Origin of the sequence: Kitasatospora sp. NA04385, from assembly GCF_013364235.1 — a bacterium.
In the GTDB taxonomy this organism is placed as follows: Bacteria; Actinomycetota; Actinomycetes; order Streptomycetales; family Streptomycetaceae; genus Kitasatospora.
The window spans coordinates 3979586-3994283 of record NZ_CP054919.1; the positions used below are offsets into that span (position 1 = coordinate 3979586).

A 14698-nucleotide genomic window follows, 5' to 3' on the forward strand; every position below is an offset into this window, starting at 1 on the left:
ATCCCGATGAGTCCCCACTCCGACAGTAGCCACGGCCCCGACGGCACCGGCCGGATCGGCCCCGGCCCCGGTCTCGGCGAGGGCCTGCCCGGCGGCGGCCGCCCCCGCGCCGCCGCCCCGCCGTACGTCCTCACCGAGGACACCCCGGTCTACGTCATCTCCGTCGCCGCCGAACTCTCCGGCCTGCACCCGCAGACCCTCCGCCAGTACGACCGCCTCGGCCTGGTCAGCCCCGACCGCACGGCCGGCCGCGGCCGCCGCTACTCCGCCCGGGACATCCAGCAGCTGCGCGAGGTCCAGCGCCTCTCCCAGGACGAGGGCATCAACCTGGCCGGTATCAAGCGCATCATCGAACTGGAGAACCAGGTCGCCGCCCTCCAGTCCCGCGTCGCCGAACTCGTCGACGCCCTGGAGGGCGCCGCCGCCACCCTCCAGCAGCGCGAGGCCGCCGTCCACGCCTCCTACCGCCGCGACCTGGTCCCCTACCAGCAGGTCCAGCAGTCCAGCGCACTGGTGGTGTGGCGGCCCAAGCGCTGAGCACCATCGGCACGACGCCGCCGGTACCTCCCGTTCGGGGGGTGCCGGCGACTCTCCGTTCCGTGAGAGAGTGCCAGCGAGCACCAGCTGGCAGGACCAGCCAGAGTAGAAAATAATCCGGCTCGGGCATCCGACTCCGGCCTAAACTCAGTCAGATGCCCGGAGCCCGTGGGGTGAACTGACAGGCCAGCGACAAGGGGTGAGGATGAGCGCGCGTGATCTCCCTGGCACGGCCTACGGTTCGAACAGCTTGTCCGCCGAAGCCCATGCGCTCTACCTCCGGATCATCAAAGATCTCGGCGGCACCGTCAAAATCGACTCGGAAATATCCGGCGCCGCACTCGACGAACTGGTTTCGCTGGGCCTGCTCGTCCACGACACCGATCACGCCGGAAATCTCGTCGCAATCGACCCCTCACAGTTGGCATCCACGCTGAGCATCCGCTGGCAACGCCAAGCATTGGACCTGCTGTCCCGCGCAGTTTCCATTCCGTCCGAACTCACCGAGCTCGCCGATGCGTTTCACTCACCAGAGCAGAGCGGCGGTGCCATCGAATACGTCCGCGGACAGGCGCTCATAAACCAGCGTCTGCAGCAGATCACTGCGGCGGGAATCACCGAGGCAGTGGCGATGCAACCCGGGGGGCCTCGCCCTCCCGAACTGCTTGCCGGGAGCCTGGAAGGCGATCTGAAATCCGTCCGCCGCGGCACGGCCATGCGAACGATCTACCACGCAAGCACCCGTTACCACCAGTCGACCCGCGACTACGTGGCGACCCTATCAGCAGAAGGCTGGCAGTTCCGCACCCTCGACGAGCCCTATACCCGGCTGATCATCATAGATCGAAAGGTCGCCGTCCTGCCGTCGGTCGAGGACATCAACAACTTCGCCACCTTCATCCATGACCAATCAGTGGTCAACTTCCTGCAGGAAGAAGTATTTGAGCGGAATTGGACCCGCGCGCTAGATTTCGACGGAGAGCGGAACGTCCCACAGGAAGTGGTTTCGCGACTCAGGCAGACAATTGTGGACCTACTCCTCGCGGGAACCAACCACCGCGTCATCGCCCGCCGCCTGGGAATCAGCGAGAGGACGCTCGCCAGGCACCTGGCGGAGATGCGAGAGGACTACAATGTCGACTCGCTCTTCCAACTGGGCTACGCCCTGGGCCGATCCGCAACGAGCACAACCGAAATCGCCGAAGAGTGACAAGGATCGACCACAGCGAGGTGCGGAGGCCCGGCATTTTCTACGCCCACAGGGAGAAAACGCCCCCGTCCAGGCACAGCACCCGCGCTCAGAACCGATCCCATCAACCCCAGTTAAGATCCAATGCGGCCAGAGTGACCGATCGATCCGCCTGGCCCGCCTGGCCCGCCTGATTCGCCCGGTCCGAAGCTGCGTCCTGGCTGAAGACCAGCGCTCCGAGCACCACCGCAACGCCACAGGCCACCGGAAGTACCGCCTTCAGGACAATCCGGCGCATGCGCGACATTATGCCCACCCCTAATTCCCCTCTCGATACAAATCCGACACCGGGCACCAAACTACCGTGCGAAGGTACCGCAAGCGTTACGCCATGTCACCCCTGGGCGCGGGGAAGGCTGTCATCTCTCTGCCAGGCGTCCAGATGACACCTCTCGAACCTGGACGAGGGGTCGCGCCGCGATGGACGATCAGTTCGCTCTCGATTGGGCTCGACAGGCTCACCACACTTGCCGATGCTCATTCAAATAGACGATCAACGCGTCACAACAGTCCGCTGAGCAGCCATTGTCCGATCCGCCTGCCAGTCCTAGCTCCCTTTGGCAGGCAAATCACCCGGAGTCGACATGAGTGAGCACCACCTGCAGCACCGCGCCGAAGGGCGTCGCGCACGGGTCTTCCTGGCCGCGCCGCTGATGCGGCTGACCGGGCCGGCGGACAGTGTGGTGACGTTGGCGAGCCGGACTCGGCTGACCACGTTGCGAAGCACGCTGCTGGACAGCGGGGCGGCGGTGTACAGCGCGCACCACAGTGACGCGTGGACGGTGGCGGGGCGGGCGCCGGAGCAGCGGGTGCCCTCCGACTTCCGGGCGATGCAGAGCGCGGACCTGGTGTTCGCCTACGTGGGCGCGCCGCTGTCGGCCGGGGTGAGCCTGGAGCTCGGCTGGGCGTCGGCGCTGCGCAAGCCGATCGTGCTGCTGGTGGACGAGGCGATCACGCACAACCCGCTGATCGCGACCATCGAGCAGGTCTCGCCGGTGCTGCCGCTGGTGTTCGACGACACCTGGTCGCAGGAGGCGCTGCACCACACCGTGGAGACCGCGCTGGACTGGGCCGGGATGGCGCTGTCGCTGCGCGGCGGCTTCTGGACCGCGCCCGGCGAGCAGTTCCCGCGTCCGCGCCGCGAGCACGCCCCGTACGGCTTCTGGTCCCCGGAGATCGCCACCGGCTGACCGCGGGTCAGTCGTCGGCGTCCCCCGCACGCGGTTCCCCGGCTCCCCGCATCTGCCAGCCCAGCTGGAACAGGGTCTCCGCGTCGTGGAGTTCGCGCAGCCGCGAGATGTGCGCGGCGACGGTGCGCTCACCGAGGCCCAACCGGGAGGCGATGGTCTTCTGGGTCAGGCCCTGGGCGAGCAGCCGGCCCACCTGCTCGTGGACCGGGACCACGCTCTCGCCCTCGTGCTCGGCGGAGCGCCACTGGATCCGCTCGGCCCGCTCCCAGTCCCGCTCGAAGGCGGCGACCAGGAACGAGACCACCGCCGGATCCTCGATGAACGCGGCACTCGAATGGTCGGCCGACGCCGGAACGACGGCGATCCGGCGGTCGAAGATCAACATTCTGCTGAAGGGTTCGCTCAAGGTGCGGAACCGGCCTCCCCAGCCGGTGACCCTCTCCGCCCAGCGAACCGTCGTCTCGTCCAGCAGCGCGGTCGGCTCGTAGACGGTGCGGATGCTCGCACCCCGCTCCAGGAAGCGGCGGGTGCGCTCCGGCGACTCCTCCAGCAGGTCCGCCGGCCCGGCCCCGCCCGGGTGCAGGGACAGCTCCTCCTCGTACGCCTCGCTCGCCAACTGCTGGACGCGGTGCCGGATCTGCTCGGTCCGGTCGACGTGCTGCACCACGCTGGAGCGGTCGGCCCGGCGCGGCGTCGCGTCGTAGGCGTGGGTGAGGTCCTCCAGCAGCGTCGGCATCTCCTCGGCGCGCAGCAGCATCCGGGTGCCCTCGGCGCGCAGCTCGGCACTGATCCGGTCGCTGACCGCGCGCGGGTTGACCGCCGTCAGCGCCTGGTCCGCGGCGTCGTGCACCAGCAGCCCCAGCTCCATCAGCCGCAGCACCCCGGTCGGGTCCTGCTCGACCGCCTCGCGGAACGAGACCCGCCCGCCCTGGTCCAGGATCTGCTGGTACAACCGCCGCTCCGACTCGCTCGGCAGTGCGGCTCCGTTCGACTCGCTCACAGCTCCCACTCCTCCTCGGCCGTCCGCCCCGGGTCCTACCCCGGCGGCACGGTGGGTCGTCCGGACACCCCGCGCAGCTGCCAGCCGAGCTGGAACAGGGTCTCCGCATCGTAGAACTCCCGCAGCCGGGCGATGTGACCGGCCACCGTCCGCTCCGAAAGCCCGAGGCGGGAGGCGATCGCCCGCTGGGTCAGACCCGCCGCGAGGAGGTCGGTCAGCTCGGACGGCACCCCGCTCTCCCGCGGACGCCCCGCCAGGGCCTGCCAGTCGACCCGTTCGGCCCGCGCCCAGTCCCGCTCGAACAGGGCCACCAGGGTGGTCAGCACCGCCGGGTCCTCCACCAGCACCGCCTGGCGGTCGTCCGGGGCCGCCGAGACCACCGCGGCCCGGCGGTCGAAGATCACCATCCGGCGGAACGGCTCGTCCAGCACCCTGAACCGCTCGCCCGCGGCGGTGAGTTCGGCCGCGTACGAGACGGTGGGAGGGTCGAGGAGCGCGCCCGGCTGGTAGATCGAACGCAGCTCGATGCCGCTCGCCAGGAAGCCCAGCGAACGGGCCCTGGTCTGCCGCATGTCATGGATCGGCCGGGCCCCGCCGGGCTGGGCCGCCAGCGTCTCCTCGCGCATCTCGGACTCGATCCGGGCGATGTGGTGCGAGATCTGCGGCCCCGCCACCAGTTGCAGCGGCCGCGCCGAACGGCCGCGGCGCGCGGCGGCGTCGTACGCCTGCGCCAGGTCCTCCAGCTGGGCCGCGGCGTGCTCGGCCGCCCGCAGCTTCCCCGTCGCCGAGTTGCGCAGCTCGGCGCTCAACCGCGCGCCGAACGAACCGGGGTGAGCCGCCGTCAGCATCTCCCCGTGGTCGTGGTGCAGCAGCAGCCCGAGCCCGATCAGCCCGAGGGCCGCGTCCGGGTCCTGCTCCATCGCCTCGCGGAGCAGCACCATCCCGCCCTGCGCGACGACGTCGCGGTACAGGGCGCGCTCGGCCTCGTTCGGCAACCGGACCGTCATCTCAGGCTCCTCCGCGCATCAGCCAGCCGAGCTGGAACAGGGTTTCGGCGTCGTGGTGCTCGCGCAGGCGGGCGATGTGCGCGGCGACGGTGCGCTCGGAGAGGGACAGCCGGGAGGCGATGGCCTTCTGGGTCAGGCCGGCCGCGAGCAGGTCGGTCAGCTCCGGCGGGACGCCCGTCGTGCGCGGACGGCCCGCCAGGGCGTGCCAGTCGACGATCGCGGCGCGGGCCCAGTCGCGCTCGAACAGGCCGACCATGGCGGTCAGCACGGCCGGGTCCTCGACGAACGCGGCGCTGCTGTCGTCGGGGGCGGCGCTGATGATCGCGATCTTGCGGTCGAAGATCAGCATCTTCCGGAACGGCTCGTCCAGGACGCGGATGCCCTCGCCCGCGCGGGTCACGGAGGCCGCGTACGAGACGGTGGGGCGGTGGGTGAGCGCGCCGGGCTGGTAGAGGGTGCGCAGGGCGATCCCGGCCGCGAGGAAGTGCCGGTCGCGGATCAGGGACTGCCGCATGAAGCGGGTGGGCCTGGCGCCGCCGGGCTGGTAGGCGAGCGTCTCCTCGCGCATCTCGGCCTCGATCTGCATGATCCGGTGCCGGATCTGCTGGCCGGTCGTGACGTGCTGCACCTCGCTGCGGCGGTCGACGCGCTGCGGGGAGCTGTCGTACGCGTGGGTGAGGTCGTCCAGTTGCCCGGCGGCGCGTTCGGCCTGCACCAGTTTCCGGGTGGCGGCGCTGCGCAGGTCGGCGCTGAGCCGGGCGCCGACCGCGCGCGGGTTGACGGCCGTCAGCGACTGGTCGGTGTCGTGCCGGACGAGCAGGCCCGACCGGATCAGCCCGAGGGTGGCGTCCGGGTCCTGCTGCATCGCCTCGCGGAACAGCACCCGGCCGCCCTGGGCGAGCACGTCGCGGTACAGGGCGCGCTCGGCCCCGTTCGGCAGGCTCGTGCTCACCGGGCCCCCTCCCGCATCAGCCAGCCGAGCTGGAAGAGGGTGGCGGCGTCGTAGCGTTCGCGCAGGCGGGCGATGTGTTCGGCGACGGTGCGTTCGGACAGGCCGAGGCGGGAGGCCACCGCGCGCTGGGTGAGGCCGGTGGTGAGCAGGCGGCCGATCTGTTCGGCGACCGGGGGGACGCTGTCGCCCGCGAGGTCGTGCCAGGGGACGCGTTCGGCGCGCTCCCAGTCGCGGAGGAAGAGCCGTACCAGGTGGTCGACCACCGCGGGGTCCTCGATGAACGCGGCGGTGCGGTTGTCGGCGGACGCGGAGATGATCGCCACCTTGCGGTCGAAGATCAGCATCCGGGTGAAGTCCTCGTCCAGGACGCGCAGCCGCATGCCCCAGCCGGTGGCCCGCACCGCGTAGTCGACCACCGCCGGGTCGGACTTGCCGACGGGCTGGTAGAGGATGTCCATCCGGGCGCCGCCCGCCAGCGCCTTCTCGCTGCGGGCGCTCTTCTCCAGGTACACCGGCGGACGTCGGCCGGGCTGGGCGGCCAGCACCTCCTCGCGGAAGTCCGCCTCGATCTGCAGCAGGCGGTGGCGGATCCGGTCCACGTCCAGCACGTGCATGATCTGCCGCCCGTGGTCCTCGCGCCGGGCGGCGCTGTCGTACGCGTCGGTGAGGCCGTCGAGTTCGGCGGGGACGTGCTCGGCCGCCTCGAACAGCCGGGTGCCGGCCTCGCGCAGCTCCCGGCTCAGCCGGCCGCTGACGGTGCGCGGGTTGACGGCGGTGAGCTGCTCGCTCTCGTCGTGGTGGACCAGCAGCCCCAGCGCGATCAGCCGGGCGGTGGCGGCGGCGTCCTGCTCGGCCGCCTCCCGGACGGGCACCCGGCCGCCGGCCCGCAGCACGGCCAGGTACAGCGCCTTCTCGGCCTCGTTCGGCGCGGACCCCATCGGTTCAGGCACGGTGCCCGCCGTCCCGCATCAGCCAGCCGAGCTGGAACAGGGTCTCGGCGCCGTACAGGTCGCGCAGGCGGGAGATGTGGCCGGCCACGGTGCGTTCGGAGAGGCCGAGGCGGGTGGCGATGGCCTTCTGGGTGAGGCCCTGGGCGAGCAGGCGGCCGATCCGGTCGGCGGCGGCGGGCCGGGTGGGGGTGCTGTCGAGCAGGGTGTTCCAGCAGACGCGTTCGGCCCGGGCCCAGTCGCGGTCGAAGTTGGCGACGATCATCGCCACGGTGGCGGGGTCGGAGAGCACGGCGGCCCGGCCGAGGTCGTCGGAGGCGGGCACCACGGCGGTGGCGCGGTCGAAGACCAGGGCGCGCTGGAAGGGCTCGTCGAGGAGCCGGACCTCGCCGCCGGCCTCGGTGACGGTGGCGGCGTAGCGGATCACGGCGGGTTCGGCGAGGGCGGTGGGCTGGTAGAGGGTGAGGATCCGGCAGCCGCGGCGCAGCAGCGGGAGCTCCTGGCGCAGCGAGAGTTCCAGGGCGGCGGGGACGGCGTGGCCGGGCTGGGCGGTCAGGGCCTCCTCCCGGCAGGCGGCGCCGAGTTGGGCGATCCGCTGCCGGATGTGCTCGCGTCCGGTGACCTGGACGTCGGCGGAGCCGGGTCCGGACGGGCGGGGCACGCTGTCGTAGGCGGCGATCAGCGGGTCGAGGTCGGCGGCCAGGCGCTCGGCCCGGTTGAGCAGGCGGGTGGCCTCGGCGTTCATCTCGGTGCCGAGGGTGTCGGCCACGAAGCGGGGATCGACGGCCAGGTAGGAGCCGTCCATGCCGTCGGAGACCAGCAGGCCGGTGCGCAGCAGTTCGGCGAGCGGGCCCCGGCCGGGGTCGGCGGCGTGGGCGGCACGGGCGGCGTGCGAAGCCCGGGCGGCGACGTAGGCGGCGGGGACGGCTTCGGCCGCGATCCGGCCGCCGGCTTCGAGGACGTCCAGGTAGAGGCGCCAGGCCCGTTCGTCCAGCGGCCCGCACCCGGTCGCCGCGGCGGCGGCCACCGCGGCGGCCACGGCGGCGGACGCGGCGGACGCGGACACGGCGGCGGCGGACGCGGGGACCGGCGGGGCCGCGTGCGTGGGGATCGGGTCAGCCATGCCCGCCGCCGCCTCTCATCAGCCAGCCGAGCTGGAACAGGGTGCCGGCGCCGTACAGGTCGCGCAGGCGGGAGATGTGGCCGGCCACGGTGCGTTCGGAGAGGCCGAGGCGGGTGGCGACGGCGCGCTGGGTGAGGCCCTGGGCGAGCAGGCGGCCGACCCGGTCGGTGATGGTGCGGGTGAGGGTGCGGGTGTCGAGGCGGTGCCAGTGGACCTGTTCGGCGCGGGACCAGTCCCGTTCGAAGCCGGCCACCAGGTAGGCGATGGCGGCGGGGTCCTCGACGAAGGCGGCGCGGCTGTGGTCCTCGGTGGCGGGGATGACGGCGATCCGCCGGTCGATGACGATCAGGCGGAGGAACGGCTCGTCCAGGACGCGCAGTTGGGCGCCGTGCTCGGTCATCGAGGTGGCGTGCCGGACGGCGCTGTCCTCGGTGAGCGCGACGGGCTGGTAGAGGGCGCGCAGGGTGGCGCCCCGGCTGAGCATCCGCCGGTCCTGGGTGTGGGCGAGTTCGAGGACGGCGGGCGGGCGCAGGCCGGGCTGGGCGCTGAGCAGTTCGAGGCGGCAGTCGGAGACCAGTTGGGCGATCCGCAGCCGGATGTCCTCCTGGCCGTCGACGTAGACGGCCCGTCCGGTCCGGCCGACGGGGCGGGGGACGGCGTCGTAGGCGCGGGCGAGCGGGTCGAGGGCGGCGGGCAGCCGGTTGGCGTCGAGCAGCAGGCGGGTGGCGCGGGAGCGCAGGTCGGCGCCGAGGCGTTCGGCGACGGCGCGCGGGCTGACCGCGACGTAGCAGCGGTCAGCCCGGTTGGGCAGGACCAGTCCGATCGCCACCAGCTGTTCCAGCAGGGCCTGTTGGCGTTCGGGGGTGAGGTCGGGGCCGAGCGCGGGCGGCCCGTCGAACGGTACCCGGCCGCCGACGGCGAGGACGGCCAGGTAGAGCCGGGTGGCGTCCTCCTCGGGCAGGCCGGTGCCCGGGTCGAACGCTCCGGCGCCCGGCTCGAAAGGCACGGTCCCCGGGTCGAACGCTCCGGTCGTCGGGTCGGACGGTCCGCCGTCCGGTCCGGACGGTGCGGTGTCCCGGTCCGCGGGCCCGCCGCCCGGTCGGGGCGGCGCGGTGTCCGGTTCGGACTTCGGGTGGTCCGCTGCCACGTCGAGCACTCCCTGCCGTGTTCCTCCGTTTGCGGATGATGATCCCAGCCGGGCCGTCCGGTCCGACGGCGGGAGTCGTCCGCGGTTACGGGCGCGTCCCCCGGGGCGGGTGCCGTTCGGCACCCGGATCCCGGAGGACCCGCTCGTGTCACGCCAGCGTCATGGCGCTTCGGTGAGGCGGAGCAGCAACGCCTCACCGATCCGGTCCCGGTAGCCACCACCACACGTGGCGTACCGGCCGGTGCTCTTCCCCCCGTTGCGCAGATACGAACGCACCTGTCGCCCCCACGCGAAGAGCAAGTCGCCGACTCGGGCTGCGGCTGCCCCGGACGACCTGGCGTGACTACACCCTCACAGCGGCGCGAACTCCGAACAAGTGCTCTCCGGGTGCAGGTTCCCGCAAGTGCAGGAACCTGCAGCAAACGCCCCGGCGCGGCGCCCCGAATGGCGCTTTCCGCCGCATTGCCCCCCCTCTCCCGAACACGCATTCGGGAGGCCGTCGCGGCAGGTGCGGGCCGGTGGCGTCGCGGCGGCCCGGAATGTCACTGCCCTCCACCGGAATTCGACGGTCCTCCGCAGAATCCACCGATCCGGAATGCGCACCGCTGAATAACGGCCGCCCGCGAACCGCCCGCTCCGGCCCGGCCCCGGCACCGCTGCCGACGCCCCCGGCCCCACCCGCACCGTCGGGCGCCCGGGCGCCGGTGCGCCAGCGCGCCCCCGCATCCGCGCAGGTCACAGCAGGCGGCCCGCCCGCAGACCGGCCGCGGTGCGCACCAGCGCCACCGCCCAGGCGGCGAGCAGCAGCAGGTAGAGCCCGGCGGCGAGCGCGGTGAATCCGGCGAATCCGGTGTGGGCGGCGAGCCCGATCGAGCCGGTGACGAGCGTTCCGACCGGGAAGGTGGCGGCCCACCAGGTCATCGCGAACGGCATTTCGGCCCGCAGGGCCCGCAGGTTGGCCGCCAGGGCGACCGCCAGCCAGAGCAGGGCGAATCCCATCACCGCGACGCCGTACACCTCGGCCAGGGCGCGGGCGACGGCGGCGGCCCGCTCGCCGCCCCCGGGGAGGGCCAGCGGCACCGCGTCGGCGAACTTCTGCACGGCGGTGGTGGACTGGCCCAGCGGGCCGAGCACCAGGAACAGCGAGGGGGTGAGCACCAGGGCGGGCAGCTTGCTGTGGAGCAGGCCGCCGAGGACCACCGGCAGCAGCACCAGGGTGGCCAGCAGGCTGGCGCCGAACATCGCCGCGCAGCCGTACAGCAGCGCCTGCCGGGCCGTCCCCCCGGGCAGGTGCGGGACCAGCGCGGGGCCGAGCGCGGCGGACACCATCGGCGCGACCACCGGCAGCAGCCAGGTCGGGTTGGCCTCCAGCGCGGACAGCCGGTGCCGGGTGATCATCAGGTACGGCAGTCCGGCGGCCACCAGCAGGGCGTACGCCGTGCCCGTCGTCCACAGCAGGACGTCGAGCGCGAGGGCGGTCCGGTCGCCGAGCAGCGGGCCGCCGACGGTCAGCGCGCCGTAGCCGACGGCCAGCAGGGCCATCGGCGGGCAGCCGTAGAAGACGGCGGCGGACGGGTCCTCCAGCAGGGTGCGCCGGGCCTGCTCGCGGTGCCGGGTCAGGTGGACGGCGCGGCCGGCCAGCAGGACGGCCAGCATCAGCAGCGAGAGCGTCCAGACCGCCTCGGCGAGGGCCGCCCGGCCGGGGACGTCCACCGGCAGCGCGGCGGCGGCGTTGCCGGTGATCGCGGTGCCCATCACGGTGGCGTACCAGTGGGGTCCGAGCCGGGAGAGGTCGAGGCCGCGCAGGGTGGCGCGCGGCGCGAGGAGGGTTGCCATGGCTCCACCCTCGGCCGCCGCGGGGGACGCGGGTAGCGGGACGTCCGCTATGAGGACATAGCCTGGGCCTATGGCTCTCTCCCCGCACGTCCCGGAACTCGGCGCCCTGGAGCTGCTGCTCGCCGTGGCCCGGCTGGGCAGCGTCGGCCGGGCCGCCGCCGAACTGGGCGTCAGCCAGCCCGCCGCGAGCGCCCGGATCAAGGGCATGGAGCGGCAGATCGGGGTGCCGCTGCTGGAGCGCTCGCCGCGCGGCTCCCGGCCCACCGAGGCGGGCCGGCTGGTGGTCGAGTGGGCCCGGCAGGTGGTGGAGGCCGCGCAGGCCCTGGACGCCGGGATCGACGCGCTGCGCGGCCGCCGGGACGCCCGGCTGCGGGTGGTGGCCAGCCTGACCGTCGCCGAGTACCTGATGCCCGGCTGGCTGCTGGCCCTGCACGAGGCCAGCCCGGGCACCGCCGTCACCCTGCGCACCGCCAACTCGCACGACGTGGCCGCCCAGGTGCTGGCCGGCGAGGCCGACCTCGGTTTCGTCGAGGGCACCTCCACCCCGCCCGGCCTGTCCGGCGCGGTGGTGGCCGCCGACCGGCTGGTGGTGGTGGTCTCCCCCGAGCACCGCTGGGCCCGCCGCCGCGCCCCGGTGACCGGCGCCGAGCTGGCCGCCACCCCGCTGGTGCTGCGCGAGGTCGGCTCCGGCACCCGGGAGGTGCTGGAGGAGGCGCTCGCCCCGTACGGCGGCCCGGCCGCGCCCCGGCTGGAGCTGGCCTCCTCGACGGCGCTGAAGGCGGCCGCGATGACCGGCGCGGACCCGGTCTGCCTGAGCGAGCTGGCGGTGACCGAGGAGCTGGCCACCCGTCGGCTGGTGGCGGTGCCGCTGGAGGGCCTGGAGCTCCAGCGGCCGCTGCGCGCGGTCTGGCCGGCCGGCCAGCGCCCGGCCGGGCCAGCCCGCGAGCTGCTGGGGCTGACCCGGGCGCCCGCGCCCGAACGGCGGGGCGTCCGGAAGAACTGAGCGGAAACCCTTCGTAAAACCTGAGCGGAATAGACTCAACTTAGTGCATGCTGTAGTCAGCAGACTCGCACCAGTCCCGAGACGAGAGGGGTATGCCCGCAGTGGACGCCAGTAAGTTCACCAGCAAGACGCAGGAGGCGCTGTCCTCCGCCATCCGGCAGGCCAGCGCCGCGGGGAACCCGGACGTCAAGCCGGTGCACATCCTGCTGGCCCTGCTCGACCAGCCGGACGGCCTGGCCCGCCCGCTGCTGGAGGCCGTCGGGGCGGACGCCGGGCGCGTCACCGCCGCCGCCCGCCAGCAGGCCGCCGCCCTGCCCGCCGCCCAGGGCTCCACGGTCGCCGCGCCGAACCTCGCGCGCGACACCCTGGCCGTGCTGGAGGAGGCCGGGAAGCGCGCCGACGACCTGGACGACCAGTACGTCTCCACCGAGCACCTGCTGGTCGGCCTGGCCGCCGAGGGCGGGCCGGTCGCCGAGTTGCTGCGGCAGCAGGGGGCCACCGCCCAGGCGCTGCTGGCCGCGTTCAAGGAGGTCCGGGGCAGCGCCCGGGTCACCTCGAAGGACCCGGAGGGCACCTACAAGGCGCTGGAGAAGTACGGCTCGGACCTGACCCAGGCCGCCCGGGACGGCAAGCTCGACCCGGTGATCGGCCGCGACCAGGAGATCCGCCGGGTGGTGCAGGTGCTCTCCCGGCGCACCAAGAACAACCCGGTGCTGATCGGCGAGCCCGGCGTCGGCAAGACCGCCGTGGTCGAGGGCCTGGCCCAGCGGATCGTCGCGGGCGACGTGCCGGAGTCGCTGCGCGGCAAGCGCCTGGTCTCGCTCGACCTGGCGGCGATGGTCGCGGGTGCCAAGTTCCGCGGCGAGTTCGAGGAGCGGCTCAAGGCCGTCCTGAACGACATCAAGGCGTCCGACGGCCAGGTGATCACCTTCATCGACGAGCTGCACACCATGGTCGGCGCGGGCGCCGGCGGCGACTCCTCGATGGACGCGGGCAACATGCTCAAGCCGATGCTGGCCCGCGGCGAGCTGCGGATGGTCGGCGCCACTACGCTGGACGAGTACCGCGAGCGGATCGAGAAGGACCCGGCCCTGGAGCGCCGCTTCCAGCAGGTCATGGTCGGCGAGCCGACCGTCGAGGACACCATCGCGATCCTGCGCGGCCTCAAGGGCCGCTACGAGGCGCACCACAAGGTGGAGATCACCGACGCCGCCCTGGTCGCCGCGGCGACGCTGTCCAACCGGTACATCACCGCCCGCTTCCTGCCCGACAAGGCGATCGACCTGGTCGACGAGGCCGCCTCCCGGCTGCGGATGGAGATCGACTCCTCCCCGGTGGAGATCGACGAGCTGCAGCGCTCGGTCGACCGGCTGCGGATGGAGGAGCTGGCGCTGGAGAAGGAGTCCGACCCGGCCTCGGTCGAGCGGCTCGGCAAGCTCCGGCGGGACCTGGCGGACAAGCAGGAGCAGCTGAGCACCCTCAACGCCCGCTGGGAGCAGGAGAAGAAGTCGCTCAACCGGGTCGGCGAGCTCAAGGAGCGCCTGGACGACCTGCGCGGCGCCCTGGACCGCGCCCAGCGCGACGGCGACTTCGAGCGCGCCTCCAAGCTGATGTACGCCGAGATCCCGGCCGCCGAGCGCGAGCTCACCGAGGCGCAGGACCGCGCGGCGGACGAGCCGAGCACCACCATGGTCAAGGAGCAGGTCGGCCCGGACGACGTGGCGGACGTGGTCGCGTCCTGGACGGGCATCCCGGCCGGCCGGCTGCTGGAGGGCGAGAGCGCCAAGCTGCTGCGGATGGAGGAGGAGCTCGGCCGCCGCCTGATCGGCCAGCACGAGGCCGTCCGCGCCGTCTCCGACGCGGTGCGCCGCACCCGCTCCGGCATCGCCGACCCGGACCGCCCGACCGGCTCGTTCCTGTTCCTCGGCCCGACCGGCGTCGGCAAGACCGAGCTGGCCAAGGCGCTGGCGGACTTCCTCTTCGACGACGAGCGCGCCATGGTCCGGATCGACATGAGCGAGTACGGCGAGAAGCACTCGGTCTCCCGCCTGGTCGGCGCCCCGCCCGGGTACGTCGGCTACGAGGAGGGCGGCCAGCTCACCGAGGCGGTCCGCCGCCGCCCGTACAGCGTCGTCCTGCTGGACGAGGTGGAGAAGGCCCACCCCGAGGTGTTCGACGTGCTGCTCCAGGTGCTGGACGACGGCCGCCTCACCGACGGCCAGGGCCGCACGGTGGACTTCCGCAACGCGATCCTGATCCTCACCTCCAACCTGGGCTCCCAGTACCTGGTCAACCCGGCCACGCCCGAGGAGCGCAAGAAGGAGCTGGTGCTGGAGACGGTGCGGCAGTCCTTCAAGCCGGAGTTCCTGAACCGGCTGGACGACATCGTGGTGTTCGACCCGCTGGGCACCGCCGAGCTGAGCCGGATCGTCGACCTCCAGGTCGACGCGCTCTCCCGCCGCCTGCGCGAGCGCCGGCTCACCCTGGACGTCACCCCGGCGGCCCGGGACTGGCTCTCGCTCACCGGCTACGACCCGGCGTACGGCGCCCGGCCGCTGCGCCGGCTGGTGCAGTCCGCGATCGGCGACCAGCTGGCCAAGGAGATCCTCTCCGGGCGGGTGCACGACGGCGAGACGGTGGTGGTCGACCACGACGGCTCCGCCGACCGGCTGACCGTCGGGCCGCGCACCTCACTGGCGAAGTGACG

At 73.0% G+C, this 14698-nt stretch carries 13 protein-coding genes; 5 read left to right on the plus strand and 8 right to left on the minus strand.

What is annotated here, in order from left to right:
* Positions 1 to 6 precede the first annotated feature (6 nt).
* Positions 7 to 537, plus strand: coding sequence for a heat shock protein transcriptional repressor HspR (locus HUT16_RS17780; protein ID WP_254897851.1), 531 nt, complete (start codon positions 7 to 9; stop codon positions 535 to 537).
* Positions 538 to 742: 205 nt separating this feature from the next.
* Positions 743 to 1747 carry a helix-turn-helix domain-containing protein gene (locus HUT16_RS17785; protein WP_176189144.1) on the plus strand — a complete coding sequence of 335 codons (1005 nt, stop codon included), beginning with the start codon at positions 743 to 745 and terminating at the stop codon, positions 1745 to 1747.
* A 103-nt stretch (positions 1748 to 1850) separates the two neighbouring features.
* On the opposite strand, the gene HUT16_RS17790 is transcribed toward HUT16_RS17785, so the two are convergent.
* A complete protein-coding gene (locus tag HUT16_RS17790) occupies positions 1851 to 2024 on the minus strand; it encodes a hypothetical protein (RefSeq protein WP_176189145.1) in 174 nt (57 codons plus the stop codon).
* Positions 2025 to 2370: 346 nt separating this feature from the next.
* Here HUT16_RS17790 and HUT16_RS17795 point away from each other — a divergent pair, with 346 nt between their 5' ends.
* Positions 2371 to 2976, plus strand: coding sequence for a hypothetical protein (locus HUT16_RS17795; protein ID WP_176189146.1), 606 nt, complete (start codon positions 2371 to 2373; stop codon positions 2974 to 2976).
* Between the two features lie 7 nt (positions 2977 to 2983).
* Here the strand turns inward: HUT16_RS17795 and HUT16_RS17800 are convergent, their stop codons facing one another.
* From HUT16_RS17800 to HUT16_RS17830, 7 genes are all read right to left on the minus strand, one after another.
* On the minus strand, positions 2984 to 3976 hold the full coding sequence (locus tag HUT16_RS17800; protein ID WP_176189147.1) for a LuxR C-terminal-related transcriptional regulator: 993 nt from the start codon (positions 3974 to 3976) through the stop codon (positions 2984 to 2986).
* A 35-nt stretch (positions 3977 to 4011) separates the two neighbouring features.
* Positions 4012 to 4983: a LuxR family transcriptional regulator gene (locus HUT16_RS17805; RefSeq protein ID WP_176189148.1), complete on the minus strand. Its 972-nt coding sequence runs from the start codon at positions 4981 to 4983 to the stop codon at positions 4012 to 4014.
* A gap of 1 nt (position 4984) precedes the next feature.
* Positions 4985 to 5935: a LuxR C-terminal-related transcriptional regulator gene (locus HUT16_RS17810; RefSeq protein ID WP_176189149.1), complete on the minus strand. Its 951-nt coding sequence runs from the start codon at positions 5933 to 5935 to the stop codon at positions 4985 to 4987.
* The gene (locus tag HUT16_RS17815; RefSeq protein ID WP_176189150.1) at positions 5932 to 6873 is read right to left on the minus strand and encodes a LuxR family transcriptional regulator; all 942 of its coding nucleotides are present in this window, start codon (positions 6871 to 6873) and stop codon (positions 5932 to 5934) included. The genes HUT16_RS17810 and HUT16_RS17815 overlap by 4 nt, the downstream gene beginning before the upstream one ends.
* A 4-nt stretch (positions 6874 to 6877) precedes the next feature.
* A complete protein-coding gene (locus tag HUT16_RS17820) occupies positions 6878 to 8005 on the minus strand; it encodes a LuxR C-terminal-related transcriptional regulator (RefSeq protein ID WP_176189151.1) in 1128 nt (375 codons plus the stop codon).
* The gene (locus HUT16_RS17825; RefSeq protein WP_254897852.1) at positions 7998 to 9011 is read right to left on the minus strand and encodes a LuxR family transcriptional regulator; all 1014 of its coding nucleotides are present in this window, start codon (positions 9009 to 9011) and stop codon (positions 7998 to 8000) included. Before HUT16_RS17825 ends, HUT16_RS17820 begins: the two co-directional genes overlap by 8 nt.
* Before the next feature lie 876 nt (positions 9012 to 9887).
* Positions 9888 to 10988 (minus strand): C4-dicarboxylate ABC transporter, encoded by a 1101-nt coding sequence (locus tag HUT16_RS17830; protein WP_176189152.1) that lies wholly within the window; start codon positions 10986 to 10988, stop codon positions 9888 to 9890.
* A 70-nt stretch (positions 10989 to 11058) separates the two neighbouring features.
* Between HUT16_RS17830 and HUT16_RS17835 the strand changes: the two genes are divergently transcribed.
* Positions 11059 to 11991 carry a LysR family transcriptional regulator gene (locus HUT16_RS17835; protein WP_176189153.1) on the plus strand — a complete coding sequence of 311 codons (933 nt, stop codon included), beginning with the start codon at positions 11059 to 11061 and terminating at the stop codon, positions 11989 to 11991.
* A 101-nt stretch (positions 11992 to 12092) separates the two neighbouring features.
* Positions 12093 to 14696 carry an ATP-dependent chaperone ClpB gene (gene clpB, locus HUT16_RS17840; protein ID WP_176189154.1) on the plus strand — a complete coding sequence of 868 codons (2604 nt, stop codon included), beginning with the start codon at positions 12093 to 12095 and terminating at the stop codon, positions 14694 to 14696.
* Positions 14697 to 14698 lie beyond the last annotated feature (2 nt).